This is a genomic window from Bacillus sp. CH_70 (assembly GCF_038007045.1).
In the GTDB taxonomy this organism is placed as follows: Bacteria; Bacillota; Bacilli; order Bacillales; family Bacillaceae_G; genus Bacillus_A; species Bacillus_A cereus.
Window position 1 is genome coordinate 2,972,147 of the sequence record NZ_JBBOWL010000001.1, and the last position, 21,129, is coordinate 2,993,275.

Genomic DNA, 21,129 nt, shown 5'->3' on the forward strand with positions numbered 1-21,129 from the left:
ATTTTTAAGCTAGTAACAATAGTTGATTATGCATTGCATGATTGTTACCAATTTTTCCAGCGTCCCTCTGGATCAACACTTGCAAGTCTAACCCATCCATTTTGAGCTTTTTCTCTAAATGTGAAATCATTATTTAGCAAACGTTCTATATATTGAATAGGCGCTTGAATTACAATTAGTAAACGAAGTGGTGAATGATACGTCTCACTATCTGACTGCATAACGGATTGCCAAGGTAAGCCTGGCAACAAATCACTTGCATTTCCCTGCATAACACCTAGACCCGCGGTTACAGTTTGGGTTGTTTTGTTTCCACTACCATAATAATGAGGAGCTACAGTTGAAGCGTAATATTGTAGATTTATCCACTGAGCTACTGTTCCTGGTCCTGCAATAATGTTAGCTAATATATCGCCACTTTCATCCTGTTTCCAATCATAATTATGGAGAAAAGCCCTACCTTCTAAGTCACAATCCTGAGTTAATTCTCGCTGCCCGATAATAAAAGATGCATTACGAGCTAATCCCCATTCTGGACGTATTTCACTCCAATCTTCTGCAAATCGATGTGCCTCTTTACTCGCATTTTTTATTTTCGTTTTAAAATTTGGTAATTGCGTTAAACGCTCTCTATTTGCATGTTGGCTCACATTTGGCATAATCGACTCGATACAATCAAATGCTTCTTGCGCAGTTTCCGAAAGTTCTGGGACGTAAATCCATTCCAATTCATCCAATGTTGTTTTATGTTCAGCTGCTGCAAAAATGGTGTCCTCAGGAATTTTAATACCTTCAGCAGACAACGCCTCTCTCACTTCTGGAAGATTACATAAAGTAGCGAAAACTCTTGCATTGAATCCCCCTGCTGCTCCGCCACAAGCACCACACTCAAGTGCTGCAGCATAAGGATTGTTCGTACTTTGACTACTATGTCCGCACATTACAACTAAAGGAGCAAATTTTTCTGTCAGTCCCACCATTTTTAAAGCTTGACGCACATAGTTCACTTTTTCTTCTTTAGTAAAACCGATAGGTATCTCACCCTTTGTGTCATGAACATGATTAAGCGAGAATGTTGTATCAGGTTTTTGTAACATAGTTTTACGAAGGTTACGAATGAAACCACCAACTCCTCTTGGGACAAAACTTCTTGTCACCATCTGTAGACCAAGTAAAGGACCACTTAACTCAGGTAGCGCCATACTTGTCAGTACGTTCTGTTTCATCGTTTTAAATGTATAACGTACCGAACTGCCTACCCTCTTACGTTGCTCATAAGATTTAAGTTCATTTTCATTTGTGAGCTCTTTTATTTGATGTTTCGGTTTGAGTATAACTGGCAAAGAAGGATGGTTGTTATTGCTACCTAGTTCACTAGTTGCAATTGGTAATCCAAAGAAACCAGCTATCCCAAATGTTTCAAACGGACCTAATTTTTCAAGATGGCGACGAAACGGTTCTGAACGTACATCAATACAGAATGCTAATTGAGCTAATACACGCTTTTTATCATCGGTTGCACGTTGTGTAGAAGCAATCTTCTCCCTTAATTGCTCTGCATGCGTTTGTTCCCAAGCTTCCAGCCAAAGTTTTCTGCGAATATTTTCATCAAAACGATAAGCGAATACTAATAATTCACTTTGTTCAGCAGCAGGCATTTGTAACCATTCCCGTGTTGAAATATTCCCCCAATAGATCCAAGAAGCTATAAGTGGGACGATCGAAACTTTTTTCTCAACCTTTTGATTTTTTAAAGGTAAATAAGGTTTTGCAATAGCCAGCTCCATAGAAATTCGAACTGCTAAATATTCTATGAGAAGTTCCTGTTCCTGAATTGATTGTTGTGAGCGCCATCGTATCATTCCTGCCCACCCAGGCAAAGAAAGCAAGTGCCCTTCAAGGTAAGATTGTATGTTAGATTCAGAAATTCCTAGTTCAGATAATGCTCTCGCTAAAGCTACTTCGGCATCTTGTGGCCAATCTTTTAAAACTTTACGCTCATTTTTACTGAGCGCTGGATCAAATTTAATAAGGTGTTGCCATGCACGATAAAAACCTTTCTCTCGATTTGGCATCGTCCAACTTGATCCGGAGTCATCAAGATATAATTTACACCATTTAATGATATGATAATTAAGAACATCAGATAGGTTTTCACTATTTTGATTCTCTATAAGCGAACTTATTGGCTGCATAACAGAGGCTTTCATACTTGCTGTATTTATATAACTCATTTCTTCTGCCAATTTATTTAATTCTGGCGATGATAATAGACTAGAAGGTAATTTTTCTAATTTTAAAGCTGCTTGGCAAAATCGCTCTGCTTTCTCTCGCGGAATATGAAAAGATTGTGAATCCAGCCAACGAGACAAACTCATTTGTAAAAATGATTCCTCAATCTCACCTTTTGCTTTTGCCGAATGAATCATAGAGGCACTAGGATAAATATCCACATTACGAGCTTCTTTTAACCAATTTGCGACTTGTTCAAATGATTGCTTTTCAAGTCCCATCCAAGGGTGGTGAGCTGCAAACGTAGAGATAGGCCAAAGTGGTGCAATAACTCGGCTAGCAGATGCAACTAAATCATTTATATTATTTTCTTGCATATCAATGTTTGTATCTTTCTTTAATATTGACGGTATGCTCATCACGAATTACCTCCCTTTGATACATAATGTTTCAGATAGCTTGGGTGACTTTCTACTGACTTTCTTCTCGCCTCACCTACTCGAACTAACCAAAGATAAAGTACAGCGAATAAAGCAGAAGATTGATGACGAGTAACGAAAGTACTAATAACACTACTAAATAGTAAAATACATATAACAAAGATAACGGCTGGAGCTGAAGGTTGAACACTTTGATAAATATCAGTATGCAACCATTTATAAAGAGAATTATGAACAGTAAAGTAAATGAGAGAAAATCCAATCAAAACAATTAAGCCAGCAATTCGTCCCATTCTTCCCTCTCCAAAAACAACAAGCTGTTTCCATGAAAAGTATAGTGACCATCCTAAGATTAACGCACTAACTAGTTGATACCCCTCTCCAGAAGACATAAACCAGAAAGTAATTGCTATAAATAATCCTAAAACACGCCCAACTATAATCCATAAATTGGATATATTGTCATTAGACTGATTCACTACCCCAAAACGTTGCACGGAAGAACCAGCTTGTAAAAACAGTGTAGCTTTAAACAAACCATGTAAAATTAAATGAATAACAGCCGCTAAATAGGCGCCTAATGCACATTGAATAAGCATAAATCCCATTTGTCCAATAGTTGAACCTACTAGCTGACGTTTATAATCAACTTGGACTAAACTAATTCCTGTACCTATTAAGACAGAAATACTAGAGAAAATTAGTAAAATTATTTGTGCAATATCATCATGAAAAAGAGGTGAAAATCTAGTTAACATGATACCGCCAGCATTTACTAAACCCGCATGCATAATAGCAGAAACAGGAGTTGGAGCAACAGCAGACTCAATTAACCATCTTTGAAAAGGCCATTGTGCTGCTGGAATCATCACAGCTAATATAATTAATAAGTTAATTCCTGTTCTCTCCAATGTTCCATGTAGCGCTACATTTTCATTCGTTAAAACTGATGTTAACTGCCACTGTCCTGTTACTTGAAAAAGCCAAATGATAGCTGATAGTAAGGCAATCCAACTTATTGTAAATAAATAGCCAGAGATTTTAGTTGCTTCACTAACTACTTTCCACCCTTTATTTAGCCCTATAAGTAGAACCAATCCTATAAGCGTTGCTCCCCAACAAATGAGCATTAAGCGAAGATCATCACTTAACCATGCAACCGAAGATACACCTGTAGTAAATGTAAAAAGTGCAAAGTATTTTCGATATGAGTGATCCCCCATTAAGTAACGTACAGAGAAACGCTGAATGATTAAACCAATTGTAAGAACAAAGAAAGCCATTAACCAAGCTAAAGTATCTAGATGCCAAGGCCCCACAACTCTATCTCCATTGTTATTAACAAGTGCGAGTAAAGAAACCAATGAAGGTAAAGCAGCGATACCAATATGGATATGAACAAAACGTAAAGGTACCCTTGCATGTAAAAACAATAATCCACTTAGCCAAGAAGCACTAAGCGCCATAAAAAATAAAGTTAACAGTGTTGATGAACTCAGCGAAATTAACATGTTAAATACTCCCTTCTAAGCGAAAATAGCCTATAAAAATTCCTTTTAATTACGATAGTTTTTTAAATTTCAATTTTCATTCACTCTTTTTCGTGCATCGTTTTTTCCCATAAAAAAAACCGACAACTTCCATAATTCAATGATTTTATATCATCATTGAATTATGGAGATTGTCGGTTTCACTTCAACTAACTTCAATAAAGTTTTTTGAAGAGCTCCCATTTTATAGAGGATAGTAATGTATGTATTACTCCTATTAAAAATAACAGTATATCTCTGATCTCCTAGATTATGCAATCAATATATCAATTTATGTTATGCGCTATCTTTCAATTAAGAAACTTTTTCATTTAATCAATATTACATATTAAAAAAATGCTAAAGCCTTAATTATAGCAAACAGTTAAAATAAGCATCTATTAATTTTTTAAAACAATTATAAGATAAACTATATTAAGCAGTTTGTCAATTTATTTATCAGTTTTTTTGAACGTTATTCCAATTAAAATTCAGTATACGTAAATAATTTCAAGTTTTTAATTATTATTATGTTAATAAATTTAAATAAAGTGCAAAAATTTAAGGTTTCTTAACTCTCTCACTACATTTTTAGTTTATCTTCCACTAACCTTAAGATGTTTTTTATTTTTAAAATTTTTCCTCAAGATTATTAAACAATTTAAAAATCATTACTCGTTCACCAGTGCGGGAGCTTATATCCGTATGAAAGCTTTTCACTTTTTCTTCAGTTAATTCTAGTATAATCTCTTTCAAATCTTCAATTCCAGATTCAACTAGCTCCGAACGATTTTTCTTTATCGTTAGCATACCGTCTTTCGTTTCGCAAACCGTATATTCAGCCGGCGTTAAAATACCTTGTAAATTTACGATAATCATATCCCGTAATATATCTGTCTTAACGGATATAGACCCGCGTCCTAGGTAGTCCTTTTCCCAGTGAGTAATTGCTTTGCTTATCTCTGATTCAATAGAGCCTTTTGAGTTTTTCATCTTTGTATCCTCCTTCAATAAAATGTAATTACATTTATAATTACAATAACAATATAATAATCTGGATTGATTTTATTTTCAATTATTGAGAAGAATTTATAGGAATCGTTGTCATGTATCCTTTAGTATTAAAGTGAATTTTTATATTGCAATATACGTTTTTTTGATTATCCAAAACAAAATACTCTTACTATAAAGACTCTGTTGCATACATTTCTAAAAAGGACATTCCGGAGAAAATAAGGAAACTCTTGTAACGTAATATACAAACGAAAAAGCCGATTTCTTTATAAAATAAGAAATCGACTTTTGGCTTAGTTATGGATTTAGTAATGGAAAACACCTTTTTAAAATAATTATGTTTATACTATAGACGTTGATCTTTCTGGAAGTTTAGTTGAAAATGATCCGCTTCATTGTATACCCCGAATTCATATCCTTTTTCCTTATAAAATTTAATAATTTCCGGAAGCGCTTGTAATGTCTGTAGTTTTTCATGCATTAGAACTACTTCCACATCTTCTGTTGTTGTACGCTTTACATTTTCTATAATTTGCTGTGGGTTACCTTTTAATTTCCAATCATTTGAATCTATCGTCCAATCCCAAACTTTTATTCCTGCTTCTACAATTTTGTTACGAATGTCCTGCCCCTTTAATCCTGGTGCAGATCCGTATGGGGGACGGACTAGTTTAGGAGTTGTACCTGTAATATTATGAATAAGAGCTAACGTTTCTTTCATCTCTGTTACAAATTGTCCTTTTTTGTATAGCTTATCACTATTATGTGTCATACTATGTGCACCAATATAATGTCCTTCTTTTACTGCTCGTTTTACATTTTCCTGAAAACCAGTATTCTGTAAATTGCTACCTTGCATAAAAAATGTCGAAGCAACATGTTGCTCTTTTAGTACATCTAAAAATTTTCCAGTTAATTCGCTAGGACCGTCATCAAATGTTAAATAAACAACCTTTCCTACTGGTTTTCCATCAGCTCTTTTCTGTTTTGCCAGCGATGTGTCCTCTTTCTTTTTTTGTTGTTGCGTATTAGCTAGCCTAATATTTTCATTAGCTACCCCTTTCGCTGGGATAGAGTTCCATTTCCCTATTAAAAAGAACGTGAAAAAGGTCGTTGCTAAAACAACTCCTAGAGATAGTATTGCCTTAGTTACTACACTTGTTTTTTTCTTATTTTGTGATTCTTTCATTATGTTTCGATCCTTTCCCTACTCATTTTCATATTCATTATTTATGCAGCTAAACATTAACTTCAGCTGATATTTACAATAAATAGATTAATAGAGGAAGGTGAAGATAAAATGCAAATAATGTCGAAATTAGTTAAAGAATAGCCTATTACATCCACTCTTTAAAAAAATATTTGTTTCTCTACTACAGTTAAATTTGAAAACTGGATATACATCCAAAATAAAAAATACTACTCTTTCTAAATAACATTTTCACATCAAGATAATAGCATACCGGTATAAAGATAAAATACAGAGATGGCCGTACTATTGAAATTCTATTATAATTTTGTAATTGGAATTCATTTGAACCAAATGAAGAACTAGAAGAAATATTATTATGTGGAGGTACTCCGATGAACCTTGTAATTAGAGAGTTAGAAACAAATGATTTAGATAATCTCCCGGAGATTGATGACAGTTTTATAGTGAATGCTCGGTTAATTCTTTCTCTTTCCAAAGGAAATAGACGCATAGAATATACAGTAGAAGACGTTCCAAGTTATGAAAAAAGTTATTTACAAAATCAAGATGATAATGAAGAACTGGCTTACAATGAATATATAAATAAACCTAATCAAGTCATTTACATAGCTCTGTTACATAACAAAATCATTGGATTAATGGTATTGAAAAAGAATTGGAACCACTATGCTTACATAGAGGATATAACGGTAGATAAAAAATATCGTACAATCGGAGTTGGCAAAAAATTAGTTGATCAAGCAAAGCAGTGGGCAAAAAAAGGAAATATGCCAGGTATCATGCTTGAAACGCAAAATAATAATGTCGCAGCATGTAAATTTTATGAAAAATGTGGATTTGTAATTGGTGGGTTTGATTTTCTTGTTTATAAAGGTTTGGATAAGACAAGTGATGAAGTTGCAATTTATTGGTATATACATTTCAAATGATAATAGTTTATAACGTAAAAAACTCAAAATAAAACCCCAATTTCTCTATATTAAAATCGAGAAATTGGGGTTAAGTTATTTAAAACAAATAACTAATTAATAATCCTGCTGACAACAAGAAGCCGAAAATCGTATTTGTCATCGCTGTTGATTTCATTGCGATGCGCATATATCCAGGATCCTTTGCCCCTTTTTGGAAACTTTGAATCGCAGAAATTGGCTTTCTCAAACCTAAGAACATAACTAATGCCCAAGGGCTTATATAACCCATTAATACAATTACGGCAATCCATAAATACGCAATGAAAAAGGCTACCGCTAGTGTTACCACAGCTTTTTCTCTCCCAAGGAGGATTACTAATGTCTTTCTTCCACCTTTAATATCTTCTTCGATATCTCGGATGTTATTTGACATATTGATTGCACCTACTAAAATTCCAATTGGAATGGAAATCAATACACTTTCAATCGTTACAGTATTCGTTTGAATAAAGAAAGCAATGAGTACAAAACATGTCCCCATTAACAACCCAGAAACTAATTCTCCAAACGGGGTGTACGCAATTGGTAATGGACCGCCTGTATATAAATAGCCAACTGCCATCCCAATTAAACCAATAACCACTAACCACCAACTACTATTCATACAAATATAAATGCCAATAAAAGCTGCTACGACATATAATAAAAGCGCAACTGTTAACACATTTTTTGGCTTCAATCCATGACGGACAATTCCGCCACCGATGCCAACGGATTCAGCGGTATCTAATCCACGTTTGAAATCATAGTACTCATTAAATAAGTTCGTTGCTATTTGCAGCGCTAAACATGCAAGCATCATCGCAATAAATAAAAGCCAATCAATTTTGGCAACATAAAGTGATGCCACTGTCCCTAAAATTACAGGAGAAAACGTCGCCGTTAATGTATGCGGGCGCGTCATCTTCCATATTAATTTAGCGGAACTAATTTCTTTTTCTGTCCCCATAACTCTGTTCAATCTCCCTACATTTTAAGTATAAATTACTAGCAGTATCTTTCTATCTATTTCCTGCCACGCATCCATTCATTATAGCAATAAATGATTATCCTTTCTAACAAATCAACTTTTAATACAGTAAAATTTATAAAATGAAACTTTACCATCTTCACATAATATTCTGTATTACTCCTAAGAGTGGTTTTAAAGCGATGCGATAAGTAAATGAAATACATAATAAAAAAGAGCCAATCTCCAACACAATAGAAGATTGGCTCTTGCCTTTATTTATTCCCCAATTTCAGAAAATCGCTTTATACGTTCACCAATTTCATCGCGAACACGTTGAAATTCAGACCACTCTTTTCCTGCTGGATCATCAAATCCCCAGTGAACACGATTCACATGCGGCGGAGTAGATGGACAAACAGAATCCGCATGACTACAAAGTGTAACGACTAAGTCAGCACTATTTAAAATGTTTGCATCAATTATATCTGATGTTTGATTTGTTATATCGATATTCACTTCATTCATTGCTTTAATCGCATTTGGATTCACTCCATGTGCTTCAATACCTGCAGAATACACATTCCACTTATCCCCTAAATATTGTTTTCCCCATGCTTCTGCCATTTGGCTTCGGCATGAATTTCCTGTGCATAAAAAGTAAATTGTCTTTTTGTTTGCCATGTTGTTTTCCACCTTTGTTTTTAAGTTGATTGATCATTAAAATATTTACGTTTAAACCAAAAAGCGACATTTACAAGTGCAATCATGACAGGTACTTCGACTAACGGTCCAATGACAGCTGCGAATGCTGCGCCCGAATGAATACCAAACACACCAACCGCTACAGCAATCGCTAACTCAAAGTTATTACTACCTGCTGTAAATGCTAACGTTGTTGTTACCGGATAGTTTGCACCAATTTTTCTTCCCATAAAGAAAGAAACAAAAAACATTACAATAAAATAGATTAATAACGGAATCGCTATTCTTACCACATCTAGTGGCACGCTAACAATCATCTCTCCTTTTAAAGAGAACATAACGATGATCGTAAATAGCAATGCAAGTAATGTAAGTGGACTAATTTTAGGTATAAACACCTTTTCATACCACTGTCTTCCTTTTAACTTAACTAGTACAAAGCGTGTCAACATACCTGCTATAAAAGGAATTCCCAAATAGATAAATACTGATTTTGCTACTTCTATCATTGTAATATCGACAATAGCACCTTCAATCCCTAACCATTCTGGAATTACAGTTACAAATACGTATGCATAAACTGAGAAAAAGAGCATTTGGAATACCGAATTAAAAGCAACTAAACCTGCCGCATACTCTTTATCCCCATCAGCAAGATCGTTCCAAACAATTACCATTGCAATACAACGTGCTAACCCAATCATAATGAGACCAACCATGTATTCTGGTTTATCAGGAAGAAAAATAATTGCTAACACAAACATAAGTACCGGACCAATAATCCAATTTTGTACTAAAGATAGCACTAACACTTTTACATCTTTAAATACTCGGCCCATTTCCTCATAGCGAACTTTCGCTAACGGTGGATACATCATTATAATTAATCCAACAGCAAGCGGAATAGACGTCGTTCCAACCTGTAATGTATTCAGTCCGTCTACTACACTAGGGAACACAAACCCTAAACCAATCCCAACAGCCATCGCTAGAAAGATCCATAGTGTTAAATATCGGTCTAGAAAAGATAAACGTTTCATTTTATTTTCCATCTCCTATTAACAGCAAGAATTTTTAACTATCTCATTTGAAGTCGTGCAACAAGATGGATCATCAATTTTATGAACATCACTATGTGCTTTTGTATAAAAGAACTCCCACTCATTACCATCAGGATCCGTTACCCAAAACTTATCTTGCACCGCATAGCAACAAGTCGTATCCATCTCATCACGCGCAAAGAAACCTTCTTTTTCTAATCGTTCTTTATGTAATGTAATTTCTTCAGCTGTATCCACTTGGAAACCGAAATGATTTACTTGATTTCCATTCACCTCATCTCGTACGTTCAGCGTAAAATTAAGTCCTGGCGTCTCTAATAAAAATTTTGCATAATCCGTTTTCACTTTAACTGGTGAAACACCAAATACCTTTTCATAAAATTCAATAGACTTCTCTAAATTCGTAACGTTTATACCGGCGTGAACATATCTCATACCTTATTCCTCCTCTTAATATATCATTAATCAAGTTTTTTTGATTAATAAATTAAAATTTTAACAGCAGCTACCTTTTCCTGTTTTTCTAAAGATACAGCACAATTCTTCTGATAATAAATTATCCACTTCCGCATCATTTAAATCATAATAACTCCACGTACCTTTTGTTTCTTTTACAATCAAACCTGCATCTAATAAAATTTTTAAATGATATGATAATTTAGATTGCGTCATTTCAAAAACTTCTGTTAAATCACATACACACGTCTGTCCTCGCTGGCAAAGTTCATACATGATTTCTAAACGTTTCTGATCCGCCAACGCTTTAAACTTTTTCTCATAGAGCTGAAAATTTTGTGCCACTGTAGTTCACTTCCCTTCATCAACTTTTTTTGATATTTATAGTATATACGTAGATGAGTTCTATATGCAACTTATTAATCAAGTTTTTTTGATTTATCTAAAAAACTTCCTCGCATCATATCTTTGTTACAATTAAAAAAGACCATAACCTTTTCAAAAATGAAAAACTACGGTTCTTTTTACAACTTAATAGTTACAATATTTCCGAGAAATGGAGTCTCTATAACTATTTTAAATTTTAATTTGATCATTATAGAGTAGTGCCCCCTCACCCTCAATCTAAGAAAAACAAATACCCCAAAATGAGAAAAATCGATATGCTCTTGTTTTTGGTGCATATTCATAAAAAGCACGTCAACCTTTCTCATTAACATAAGAGAATAGTAACGTGCTTTTAATTTCAAAAATTGTCTAAGATGGTTGTGGGGCGGGACCCCAATAAGAACGGTATCTAAGGTTGTATGAGAGGTGTTAATTCCATTCCAATGGCCTCAGCCGGCGATTAACTCAAATACCGATTTCGGATGACCGCCATGTGATGAAGTTCGTGTCCTGCGACGCCGTACGCGAGGGCGCGCACCGTAATGCTTAGGTTGTTGGCTGTGCCCTTGCGGGTCCACGCCTCAGCCGGTAGCCCGCGCAGCAATGTGATCGTTGATTGCCGTACGGCCCGGTAGTCTTCGGCCAATTGCGCAGTTGTCCAGCTTCCGAAAGGAGGCATGAACAATTCCTGATCGAAACCGGTCAGAGGCGTCTGGTCCCCTCTTGCGAACCGAAGCAGGCGGTAGGTCATGACGCGTTCCGCGTCTGTAATGTGGCCCACGACTTCTTTCAGCGTCCATTTCTCTTCCGCATACCGATACGCGGCCTGGCTTTCGGTCAACGATGCCAGGAACTCGGTCATTTGCTTTTCCTGGGCGAGCAGAATGTCGATGATGTTACCGTCCGGCACCAAACGGATATATTCGCCGGAGCTCCCGGCGTATTCTTCTTCTGACGGTCTTTGATTCATGCGTAGTCACCTCTTTATGTAGATATAGAAAATTATAGCACTCGTCTATGTCTAATAAATTCGCGAAATGATAGAACGTTCCTTCTAATAATTGAGGATAAGCAACTATTTAGTTGGTCGGTCGCCACATTACCCTAATTCGTTAGCACAATAAGCAATGCTAATCAATAACGCATAAAAATTAGTTGTTATACAATGTTTCAAAGTTATTAATATATAAGATTATTCCGAAACATACATAAACACATTTTGTCGAAACTATTAAAAAGGGAGAATTTCTTTAGCTGGAGAATTAATAATTGTGTTACCAATATGTAAAAATCTCAATTTAAAACTAAAGGAGAACAAAATGGGAAAAATAATTGTATCGATGTACCTCTCACTAGATGGTGTCATGGAGGAACCAGCTTGGACTGCTCCATACTTCAATGAAGAAGTAGCAAAGTTTCAATCCAATTTACTGTTTGAAAGTGAAGCTCTTCTACTAGGGCGAGTAACCTATCAAGGTTTTGCAGCTGCTTGGCCTTCTATGACTGATGAAGAGGGTTTTGCTGATAAGATGAACAGCATGCCTAAATTTGTTGCTTCAACAACTTTGGAAGAAACCGAATGGAATGCAAACCTTATCAAGGGCAATATTGTAGAAGAAATATCGAAACTGAAGGAACAGCCCGGTCAGAACCTTTTAATTTATGGTAGTGGTGAACTTATACAAACATTGATGCAACACGACCTCATTGATGAATATCATTTTATGGTCAATCCCGTTATCGTGGGAAGCGGAAAGCATCTCTTTAAAAACGGAAACGATACAAAGGCTTTAAAACTGATCGAAACAAGAACGACCAGTTCAGGTGTCGTTATTCTTTCCTATCAGCCGGAGAAAAAAGAATAATTATTGATAAATTATATAAAAAAAGATTGACTCTTTCAGATCAAGAAAAGTTAAAAACAACTTCCAATAACGAGAATAATGTAAATAAGCTGTCCATGTGGACAGCTTATTGTTTTTTTTGCTTAGCGTGCAAAATTCGCGTCTTGTTCGCGGGCCCCCAAACAGTACGATTTTATTTCAAAGACACAACGATCTTACTACACACTTTTTATTTATCCCACACTCTCATCTACTAGTATTACTATTTTTTATTACTAATGTTGCCGTTTCACTCGGATGGCTAAGAGGAAAATGATGGCCATATGGAACAAAATCAACCTTACCAAGATGCGATGGAGCAGAATAGCCTCTGTCATACTCCCCCCAAATAATGTGAAGATTATACTTTGTTACTTCATTGAAATCACCTTGATCATTTTTTAGTAGTAAACTGTTAAGCTGAACCGTAGTATTTAAAATTCTAGGAGAAGTAAAACTTTTTCTTATTTTTTCAATATAATATCCAGGGATGCTCTCCATACTTTCAAACAAACCATTACTTAATAAATATCGCCCTATCAAATTAGTAGTTGCCAGTTTTAATGTCCATTTGTTCATAAATTGAGGAACATTTAGCGATTTAGCATTTTTTTTAACAACAGGTGGCTGAAGTAAAGTGATTGAATACTTCTTATCTATGTACTCTTGTACCAATGCTTCCAGAAGAATAAACGCACCGAATGAATGGCCAATTAGATGTGCACCATTCGTAGCTTTCTCCAATAATTTTTTCACTACATTCAAATAGATATCTAGAAGATTTTTCTCCAGTTTAAAAGGAGAGCGTCCCAAACCTGGGAGATCCAAGATCCATACAGGTTGACCAGTTTTTTCATGAAGCTCTTGTGCTAAAGGAAATAAATCCTCTCCATCACTCAATAAACCATGTAATAATATAAACGGTTTACCCTCTCCTTGTAATTGGTAAAGGGTAGTGTTATCGCATAATGTTCGTTTAAATAATTGATTATGTTGGCCATTTTGATACATCATTCGATAATCCAGATCAGCTACTACGGCAGGGAAAAATTTCATTACATTCGTCTCCTTAAACCAATCTCCTCCCATAATCTTCTTCGCTGAAACATTTGAAAATTTTCGTTTTGTAATAAAATTCAGTCCATCAGAAGGAATTTTTGTTATTTTACTTCCTCCACTATTCATAATTGCTTTCATAAGTGGCATTGGGACAGAGATTTTTGGTGCCCTCATATTCATACTTTCCGACATAATACTTAATAATTCAGCAATGTTCTGATCGTGCTGTTTGTCTTCAACAAGTGTATATGTTTGAATAGTCGGTTGCTCCAATCTGAAAACCTGCACAATAAACTTCGCAAGCTCATCGTTTGAAATAAGTGGTAACCTATATCCCTTACCTCCAGGAATCACTGGCATGAGCCCTCTTCGCATACTCATCACAAGCAAACCTAATCCTGCTATCTGCTCTGTACTCCCTGTTTTACTACTACCGACTACAGTTGGCGGATTAATTACAGAAAGCGGATAACCTACTGCCGCTGCCTGGTGACGGATATAAAGATCTGCTAAAAATTTTGTTCTCTCATATGGATTTTTTATTTTCAAATAATTGTTTCCTTCTTTAAACACATCAATTGCAATCTTGCTATTTTTATCATCAAAGGGACTCATATAACCTACAACATGAATAAATTGTTGCAAGCCCTTCAATTGATGAATACTTTTAGCTAATTCACTAATATGTTTGGCACCATTTAAAAATACGGAAGCTGCCTCTTTACTTGTCGCTTGAATATCCATGGGGCCTCCTGCGTGAATAATCACATCCGTTTTCAATACCCTCTCCTTATCTTCAGCACTTAGACCTAAATCTATTTTCGTCAAATCACCTTCAATAAAGTGCATAACTTCCTTTTTTAAGATGCCTCTTTCTTGAAAAAGGCGTATTGCTTTACTTTTCGACCTCACTAAAAGAAGAATTTTAACATCCTCTTTGGCTAATTCTTTCACTAATTGCTTTCCAATAAAGCCTGTTCCACCAATTAAAAATAGTGTTCTCATATAAGATCTCCTTTTTAGTACTAATCAGTACTAATTTGATGTAAAAAAAATGCTTCTTTTATCGAAGCAATTTTAAAAAATGATCTGCTGTTTTCGTGATTACAGTTGCATCCTTCAATGTTTCTGAAATAAATAACGCTCCTTCAAGATTTGTAATAAAAAGTGATGCAACCTCATCAATATTAATCGTATTTCTAAATTCTCCATTCTCTACCCCTTGTTTAAGTAATAGAGAAACTTTCTTTTGTAATCCTGTAAAAAAAAGACCTATTTTTTCTTTTATTTGCGTGGCCTGTTTAGGACTTTGAATATAAAGAGTAATAAATGGACAGCTCCCCTTATACTCTCTCGACTGAACTCCTTGTGATAATTGCTTTAAAAACAGTTGGATACGATCTTCAACTAAAAATTGGTTCTGAGAAAGTATGTCATCAATTGCAGATTGATACATTTCAATCCAATAATCAACGACCCCTTCTAATAATACTTCCTTATTAGAAAAGTGATAATACACATTAGACTTTGAAACTTTGCTTACACGTACTAATTCATCCATACTTGTATAAGCAAACCCTTTTTCTAAAAATAATGTTGCAGCTACTTCAATCACACGTTTTTGATTCATTAATTTTATCTTTGTCATAACTAGAACTATATAGTACTAATTTAAATATTGCAAGTATTTATGTTAATTTTTAAAAAAGTTTGATTAAAAAAGTTCCACTAACATTAATTTTACTGCAAAAAAATCTTATTTTGAATAAAGTTGAACTGAACCCCGAAATTGTTCATTCACTATCGTCTAATAGAGGTCACCATACCTGCCCATCAACTTAAGAAAAAGAAATGCCCCCAAAAAGAAAAAATGAGCTATTTTGCTACAAGTTAGCACAAAATCTCGTTCTGGGGGCATTTACCTTTCTTAGCTTGATAGCGATGGGTGATACCCCTATTTATATAGAATTGAATTTTAACTTCACACTTAATTAGTATTTGCTATTTTTACAAAGCACATTTAAAACAATTACATTTATATATTAAATTAATATAAAATAGATGCAAGAAATGGAATTTGGGTTACATGCACATAATGTAAATCAATCTACAATATATTCAACTGTGGGTACAGAAAAAAATACTCAAGGCTTCCCTTCTACTCAGGGAAAAGAAGCTACTAATGATTTAGCTATCAAATTTGATATTCGGTCATCAGAAAAAGAAGAAAAACAATCTAGTGTCAAATTTACTGAAATGGATTTATGGAAAATATTAAGAGATAAAGGTGTCCCCTTATGGATTATTATGGAGATGCTAAACAAGTTCCGTGCTGATAAGGAGAAGGAATCAAACTAAAAATAACTCTCCAACTGATGTTACTAATACTATTGAATTAACTAATGAAACAAGATTAGATATGGTACTGTAGGTTTTTAGTACTGATAGCTCATACTTTTAAAGAAAAAACCTTACAGAAAGATTCTGCAAGTTTTTTTCTCTTATTTGGAGCCGGCAAACCAAATAAATTTTAGTGAACATTATTACATCAAAAAGGTTCTTTATCAAAACATGTAGAATTAGCACGGATGCAGGTTTATATAAATGAAGAGGTGATTGTGTTGGATTATTTAACAAAATCAAAAAATTCATCAACAGGTTTGAGAAGGTATTTGGAATTCTATCCGTTAACTTCATTTTTTTTTATGGCATATGTTTTCTCGTGGGTTGTATTAATTCCATTTATCTTGTCACAATGGGGTATTTTCCCGAAAACAAAAATGTTTAATCTTTTCTTTTATGCCAATGCATTTGTAGGTCCTATGCTAGCAGCATGTATCATGATCCGAATTCTTGAAGGCAAAGAGTCATGGAAAAAAATTAGAAACAGCATTCTAACTACTAAGGTCGGTTTGAAGTGGTACTTTTTTACCCTCATCGTTATCCCCGCTGCAATGTTTCTGGGTATGGTAATAGTAAATGGAGAGATACCTACTTTCCGTGACCTTAATTTTGAATTTTTTATAACCTATCTCTTCTCTTTTATAGCAATTTTCTTTCTCGGTGGGCCTTTACCCGAGGAAATCGGATGGCGTGGTTTCGCTCTGCCTCGATTACAATCGAAATTTGGACCGTTAAAAGCTACTTTACTACTTAGTGTTTTGTGGACTTTCTGGCATCTTCCACATTTCTTAACGGCTGCACAAAAGGGTGGCCCGGGTTCTGACCTTTCTCTCCTATATATCCATTTGCCAATTTTTATTTTACTATGTTTGCCGATCTCAATCATTCTTACTTGGAGCTATAACTGCAATCACGGTAATTTATTTATTGTCATACTAATTCATGCGAGTATAAATACGTTTAGTTTAGCACAAACTCATTCCACCAACCCTGTTATAAAGAATACGGATATATTTGTAGTGATAGGATTGGGATTTGTCGCTTTACTTATTCTTATTTTCACACGAGGTAATCTGGGGTATAAACAAACTTTTAATGAAGTAGAGTTCAGTAACAATGAAAATATAAGTAAATAGAAACAAAAATCATAGAATAATAGGTTGATGACAATAGTGTACCGCCACACTGCTATCAAGTTAACAATCATATTCTTCTCCAAAACAAAAAACATTATTCTTTATTCAAAGTGAAATATAATTGTTTGCAAAGAGATTCTCCCGATACTTGGTATCATATACCTTGGATAAATTAGACAGAAAAATAGAATCTTTTCAACAGGAAAATAATTTATAGTGGATAAAATATATTTATATTGATATTGATTATAATAATGTTTTTTGAATTGTAACTTTAAGGAGGCGTTGTCGATGAGAAAATATTTCTATTTGATTGGGCAAAAAAACAAGAGGATAACGTATCACTAGCCCATAAACTATGTGCTTCCTCTTCAATATTGGAAGGAGAGTTTCAGATTGAATAAGATTTATTTAAAGGCTATTGACAAAAGTAATTGGGAAGAAGCAATTACACTTTCTGTTACAGAAGAACAACAAACATTTATTGCATCCAACCTTTATTCTATCGCAGAAGTTCAATTTCTAGATAATTTCTATGCAAACGGTATTTATCTTGATGAAAAAATGATAGGATTTACTATGTTTGGGATAGATCCTGATGATAATAATTATTGGATTTATAGACTTATGATTGATAAAAAATTTCAAGGGCAAGGTATAGGTAAACAAGCTATACCTCTGGTAATTGATAAGATAAGAAGCAATAATAACCCAAACATTTCTAAAATAATGATTGGATATGCTCCTGAAAACCTTACAGCTAAATTTGTATATAAAAAAGCAGGATTTATTGAAACTGAATTATCATCTTGGGGTGAACAGTTAGCTAAGTATTCCTTATAAGCACTTGAATTTTGTACATTAACTTTTAGACTTATTAAAGAAAAGAGTCTGATATTATAGTAATGCAGATAGGAAATAATTAAACTTTTTTCAAACACGATTTTTTTCTATTCTTAATGGTTCTAATATATAAATAAAAAGTAGGAGGAGCCTATCCTAACAGACTCCTCCTTAAAACAATCATTCTATACATGTTAGAAATAAATTCATTTTACTAATAATGAATATTCACCGTTTTTATCATCGAATTTATATACATTTAAATAATATTTACCTGGTTTCGCTGTAAATTTCCCCTTTATAACATTTCCTATTTTCACCACAAGCTACATAATTTTGCATGTCTGATTCATGATAAAGTACCCATGTCATCCCAATATTTTGTTCATTTACCACAGAAATATCTACTTCTTTTGGATCTGTAACATTAAACGTATAAACATCTGTTTGATCAGGAGTAATCAGATTTCCTTTTACAAGCGTATTAAACGGGAGTACCTTCTCCTCTTCATGGGATTCACCTGTTTGCGGATCTTGTTTTACAGTAACTTTGTTTGTTCTTTGCTTTCTTTTCCCCTACTATCTTTTACTGTTAATTCCACAGTGTATGTTCCTTTTTCTCCATATACATGGGTAGGATTTGCTCCTGTACTTGTTGTATCATCTCCAAAGTTCCATAGATAAGAAATAACTTTTTCATTTTCACTTTTTGTACCATCACTATGAAATTGAATCTCTTCATTTACTATCCCGCTGTATATTCCATTCATATTTACTATAGTATTTGTTTTCAAATTTAGTTTTCGCAATTTTAGTGTATTTGTTAACAAACTCTGTTTTTGCTTCAGTATCTTTCCTTAACAACAAATAAGACGCTAGCTAGATTATGTCAGCACCTACAGTAATTTCCATACACTTAATCAAAATCATTTATCCTCACTTTATTTATTCCTTTGTTTCCATACCCCATTCTCTTTACGATAAGTATTCTTGCCATCCATGAAGTCAACTGTATTACCCGGAATGCTATATTTCTTATTCTTTTTCTTAGCCTTCTTCTTCTTCAGTCTCTTCTCTTCTTGAATAGCTTGCAAATCCGCCTTCCATTGTTTCAACAAATCCTTTTCACGTCGCATCAAATTTGTACCCCTTGGATTAAAATGTGAACTAAATAATTAGATTCTACCTATTTTATTAAGATAAATTACTTTTGAAAATAGAATAAACGTTAACATATTGTCAAGGTCAAATCATTATTGTTGTTATTTTTTAATAACCGAATATCAAATTTGCGTCGCATAATCCTCCACTGGACAATCACATTCGGACCCTTTAAATAGACTTCATATAGTGGAGCAACTATCAGAATATCTATTATTCTTGATCCATTCTTCTAGTGCCATATAATCGTAACCTATATCGTCATAACTCCCATGATGTAAGGTAGTAACAATTTGATGCTGATCTAGCTTTTTATCTCCCAATCCCGCGATACATTTCCAGTGTTATCATATATAATTGGAATTCTTAATTCAATATCATTGTGGTTCGGAATATACTCTTCATCATAGAAAATGGCAGATGGAGAACCTACTATTTGAAAATCACTCATTTGTACTCTTTTATATAAGAATTAAAATGTTCATCCATATCATTAATATCGATTTGTAATCTTTGCGTTATGACACTTATTTCACTCCTCTTTCCAATTAATATATCGTAGTGTCTACGTTGGAGTGAAATGAAATCTATGTTCCTATTTATCATTTCACTCATTTCAGAAATAATCTGTAAATGTTGTCTCACTTCATGAGATAACTCCATAATTTGCAATTTCATATATTTGATGAGTGAACTTTGGTCTGATGAATGAAGAATTATTTTCATCAAAACACTTTAGAGAAAAATGATAAATACCAAAATTAAATTTATAAAAATACATAACATATTGAAGAAGTATGAAAAACGAAACTGTCGATTTACCTTCACTTTCTAATTATATGCAAACAGTACTGAGAGGAATTTTTGATGAAAATAACTAATTTAGATGGAGAAGCTACATCATTTCCAGCACTACTTAAAATCGTTCAAAATAAGAAATCTTATTATGACTTTAAATGGGGAGAAGTTAAAGATCCAGCAAAAGAAAATACTTGGAATTGGATAGCCTTCTTCTTCACGTTATTTTGGATAGCATATCGAAAAATGTATAAACTTTTCTTTCTCTTAGGACTACTACAAATTCCATGGTTTATTATTTTCCATCTAATAGATATCCCATTGTGGGTAGACATAGTCTTATATTTAGAATTTTGTTTTGTTGTAGGGTGGAACGGTAATCGTTGGTATTTTAAGCACGCTATACAAATTCTAGGAAAAGTGAAGAGTTTACCTCAAACTCAACAAGACCTGTATTTACGAGCAAAAGGTGGCACTCACATTGAAATTATGCTATGCCTCAATCTATTTTTATTATCATTTCTTTACATTATGGACATAAAATTAGCATATTTACCAACCCAAACAAATGTGAAAAATGTTGTACGTTGGAGTGAAGAAGGAGAGACATTAGAATCCTTTACCACTAACTCGAAATGGAAGTATATAAAAAAAGAAGGAAAACATTATGTAGTTGAATTTACAGGTTATGATAATAGTGAAAAAGAACATGTACAAATAGTTTTCTATGTATATTTAGAAAAACAAAATTATGAATGGCACTATGTTTACATTAATAATAAAAAGTTAAACAAAGATGATGAAAAAGAGTATAAAAAAGAAATTGAAGAAATTTCGTGGTATTAACGTACAACAGCTCACTATTATATAACTCTGGAGATAGAAATAT

The 21,129-nt window shown here is 33.9% G+C and carries 18 protein-coding genes and 3 pseudogenes; 6 read left to right on the forward strand and 15 right to left on the reverse strand.

What is annotated here, in order from left to right; all coding sequences use genetic code 11:
- Positions 1-44 precede the first annotated feature (44 nt).
- The 4 genes from N2V79_RS15120 to N2V79_RS15135 form a co-directional block, all read right to left on the reverse strand.
- The gene (locus N2V79_RS15120) at positions 45-2,651 is read right to left on the reverse strand and encodes a DUF2309 domain-containing protein (protein ID WP_340720015.1); all 2,607 of its coding nucleotides are present in this window, start codon (positions 2,649-2,651) and stop codon (positions 45-47) included.
- Complete coding sequence (locus N2V79_RS15125) at positions 2,651-4,183, reverse strand: NADH dehydrogenase subunit 5 (RefSeq protein WP_088021902.1); 1,533 nt, start codon at positions 4,181-4,183, stop codon at positions 2,651-2,653. The genes N2V79_RS15120 and N2V79_RS15125 overlap by 1 nt, the downstream gene beginning before the upstream one ends.
- Before the next feature lie 648 nt (positions 4,184-4,831).
- A complete protein-coding gene (locus tag N2V79_RS15130; protein ID WP_053564042.1) occupies positions 4,832-5,194 on the reverse strand; it encodes a DUF2294 domain-containing protein in 363 nt (120 codons plus the stop codon).
- 367 nt (positions 5,195-5,561) lie between these two features.
- Complete coding sequence (locus N2V79_RS15135) at positions 5,562-6,404, reverse strand: polysaccharide deacetylase family protein (protein WP_088021903.1); 843 nt, start codon at positions 6,402-6,404, stop codon at positions 5,562-5,564.
- 395 nt (positions 6,405-6,799) lie between these two features.
- On the opposite strand from N2V79_RS15135, the gene satA reads away from it, so the two are divergent.
- Positions 6,800-7,357 carry a streptothricin N-acetyltransferase SatA gene (gene satA / locus N2V79_RS15140; RefSeq protein WP_088021904.1) on the forward strand — a complete coding sequence of 186 codons (558 nt, stop codon included), beginning with the start codon at positions 6,800-6,802 and terminating at the stop codon, positions 7,355-7,357.
- 79 nt (positions 7,358-7,436) lie between these two features.
- Here satA and menA read toward each other — a convergent pair whose 3' ends face one another.
- The 6 genes from menA to N2V79_RS15170 all read right to left on the reverse strand — a co-directional run bounded on the left by menA (position 7,437) and on the right by N2V79_RS15170 (position 11,927).
- Positions 7,437-8,348: a 1,4-dihydroxy-2-naphthoate polyprenyltransferase gene (gene menA, locus N2V79_RS15145; protein WP_000536369.1), complete on the reverse strand. Its 912-nt coding sequence runs from the start codon at positions 8,346-8,348 to the stop codon at positions 7,437-7,439.
- A gap of 279 nt (positions 8,349-8,627) precedes the next feature.
- Positions 8,628-9,032: an arsenate reductase (thioredoxin) gene (gene arsC, locus N2V79_RS15150; protein ID WP_001284548.1), complete on the reverse strand. Its 405-nt coding sequence runs from the start codon at positions 9,030-9,032 to the stop codon at positions 8,628-8,630.
- 20 nt (positions 9,033-9,052) lie between these two features.
- Positions 9,053-10,093: an ACR3 family arsenite efflux transporter gene (gene arsB, locus N2V79_RS15155; RefSeq protein ID WP_000826550.1), complete on the reverse strand. Its 1,041-nt coding sequence runs from the start codon at positions 10,091-10,093 to the stop codon at positions 9,053-9,055.
- Between the two features lie 18 nt (positions 10,094-10,111).
- A complete protein-coding gene (locus N2V79_RS15160) occupies positions 10,112-10,549 on the reverse strand; it encodes an ArsI/CadI family heavy metal resistance metalloenzyme (protein ID WP_340720016.1) in 438 nt (145 codons plus the stop codon).
- Positions 10,550-10,609: 60 nt separating this feature from the next.
- On the reverse strand, positions 10,610-10,915 hold the full coding sequence (gene arsR, locus N2V79_RS15165) for an arsenical resistance operon transcriptional regulator ArsR (protein WP_071731954.1): 306 nt from the start codon (positions 10,913-10,915) through the stop codon (positions 10,610-10,612).
- Between the two features lie 502 nt (positions 10,916-11,417).
- On the reverse strand, positions 11,418-11,927 hold the full coding sequence (locus tag N2V79_RS15170) for a DinB family protein (protein ID WP_078400329.1): 510 nt from the start codon (positions 11,925-11,927) through the stop codon (positions 11,418-11,420).
- Between the two features lie 349 nt (positions 11,928-12,276).
- Here N2V79_RS15170 and N2V79_RS15175 point away from each other — a divergent pair, with 349 nt between their 5' ends.
- Positions 12,277-12,822 (forward strand): dihydrofolate reductase family protein, encoded by a 546-nt coding sequence (locus tag N2V79_RS15175; protein ID WP_197241670.1) that lies wholly within the window; start codon positions 12,277-12,279, stop codon positions 12,820-12,822.
- A gap of 225 nt (positions 12,823-13,047) precedes the next feature.
- On the opposite strand, the gene N2V79_RS15180 is transcribed toward N2V79_RS15175, so the two are convergent.
- Positions 13,048-14,904, reverse strand: a complete 1,857-nt coding sequence (locus N2V79_RS15180) for an alpha/beta fold hydrolase (protein WP_340720017.1) — start codon at positions 14,902-14,904, stop codon at positions 13,048-13,050.
- Between the two features lie 58 nt (positions 14,905-14,962).
- Positions 14,963-15,529, reverse strand: a complete 567-nt coding sequence (locus tag N2V79_RS15185; protein WP_001072312.1) for a TetR/AcrR family transcriptional regulator — start codon at positions 15,527-15,529, stop codon at positions 14,963-14,965.
- 440 nt (positions 15,530-15,969) lie between these two features.
- Here N2V79_RS15185 and N2V79_RS15190 point away from each other — a divergent pair.
- The 3 genes and pseudogenes from N2V79_RS15190 (at position 15,970) to N2V79_RS15200 (ending at position 18,281) form a co-directional block, all read left to right on the forward strand.
- A pseudogene (locus N2V79_RS15190) lies at positions 15,970-16,330 on the forward strand (DUF3914 domain-containing protein).
- A 157-nt stretch (positions 16,331-16,487) separates the two neighbouring features.
- The gene (locus N2V79_RS15195) at positions 16,488-17,438 is read left to right on the forward strand and encodes a CPBP family intramembrane glutamic endopeptidase (protein WP_142419455.1); all 951 of its coding nucleotides are present in this window, start codon (positions 16,488-16,490) and stop codon (positions 17,436-17,438) included.
- Between the two features lie 396 nt (positions 17,439-17,834).
- Positions 17,835-18,281: a GNAT family N-acetyltransferase gene (locus N2V79_RS15200; protein WP_053564032.1), complete on the forward strand. Its 447-nt coding sequence runs from the start codon at positions 17,835-17,837 to the stop codon at positions 18,279-18,281.
- Between the two features lie 206 nt (positions 18,282-18,487).
- On the opposite strand, the pseudogene N2V79_RS15205 reads toward N2V79_RS15200, so the two are convergent.
- From N2V79_RS15205 to N2V79_RS29235, 3 genes and pseudogenes are all read right to left on the reverse strand, one after another.
- Positions 18,488-19,072 (reverse strand): annotated as a pseudogene (locus tag N2V79_RS15205) (PKD domain-containing protein); the annotation flags it as partial.
- Between the two features lie 150 nt (positions 19,073-19,222).
- Positions 19,223-19,417, reverse strand: coding sequence for a hypothetical protein (locus N2V79_RS15210; RefSeq protein ID WP_023522421.1), 195 nt, complete (start codon positions 19,415-19,417; stop codon positions 19,223-19,225).
- 147 nt (positions 19,418-19,564) lie between these two features.
- A pseudogene (locus N2V79_RS29235) lies at positions 19,565-20,168 on the reverse strand (GyrI-like domain-containing protein); the annotation flags it as partial.
- A 141-nt stretch (positions 20,169-20,309) separates the two neighbouring features.
- Between N2V79_RS29235 and N2V79_RS15220 the strand changes: the two are divergent.
- Positions 20,310-21,086, forward strand: a complete 777-nt coding sequence (locus N2V79_RS15220) for a DUF2628 domain-containing protein (protein WP_071731940.1) — start codon at positions 20,310-20,312, stop codon at positions 21,084-21,086.
- Positions 21,087-21,129: the final 43 nt, after the last annotated feature.

Coding starts and splice junctions, on each gene's coding strand:
- N2V79_RS15160 (WP_340720016.1), bottom strand. CDS start 10,549: ATGAGATATGTTCACGCCGGTATAAACGTTACGAATTTAGAGAAGTCT.
- menA (WP_000536369.1), bottom strand. CDS start 8,348: ATGGGGACAGAAAAAGAAATTAGTTCCGCTAAATTAATATGGAAGATG.
- N2V79_RS15120 (WP_340720015.1), bottom strand. CDS start 2,651: ATGAGCATACCGTCAATATTAAAGAAAGATACAAACATTGATATGCAA.
- arsC (WP_001284548.1), bottom strand. CDS start 9,032: ATGGCAAACAAAAAGACAATTTACTTTTTATGCACAGGAAATTCATGC.
- N2V79_RS15130 (WP_053564042.1), bottom strand. CDS start 5,194: ATGAAAAACTCAAAAGGCTCTATTGAATCAGAGATAAGCAAAGCAATT.
- N2V79_RS15175 (WP_197241670.1), top strand. CDS start 12,277: ATGGGAAAAATAATTGTATCGATGTACCTCTCACTAGATGGTGTCATG.
- N2V79_RS15185 (WP_001072312.1), bottom strand. CDS start 15,529: ATGAATCAAAAACGTGTGATTGAAGTAGCTGCAACATTATTTTTAGAA.
- N2V79_RS15195 (WP_142419455.1), top strand. CDS start 16,488: ATGCAGGTTTATATAAATGAAGAGGTGATTGTGTTGGATTATTTAACA.
- N2V79_RS15170 (WP_078400329.1), bottom strand. CDS start 11,927: ATGAATCAAAGACCGTCAGAAGAAGAATACGCCGGGAGCTCCGGCGAA.
- N2V79_RS15210 (WP_023522421.1), bottom strand. CDS start 19,417: ATGCGACGTGAAAAGGATTTGTTGAAACAATGGAAGGCGGATTTGCAA.
- arsB (WP_000826550.1), bottom strand. CDS start 10,093: ATGAAACGTTTATCTTTTCTAGACCGATATTTAACACTATGGATCTTT.
- N2V79_RS15125 (WP_088021902.1), bottom strand. CDS start 4,183: ATGTTAATTTCGCTGAGTTCATCAACACTGTTAACTTTATTTTTTATG.
- N2V79_RS15180 (WP_340720017.1), bottom strand. CDS start 14,904: ATGAGAACACTATTTTTAATTGGTGGAACAGGCTTTATTGGAAAGCAA.
- N2V79_RS15220 (WP_071731940.1), top strand. CDS start 20,310: ATGAAAATAACTAATTTAGATGGAGAAGCTACATCATTTCCAGCACTA.
- N2V79_RS15135 (WP_088021903.1), bottom strand. CDS start 6,404: ATGAAAGAATCACAAAATAAGAAAAAAACAAGTGTAGTAACTAAGGCA.
- satA (WP_088021904.1), top strand. CDS start 6,800: ATGAACCTTGTAATTAGAGAGTTAGAAACAAATGATTTAGATAATCTC.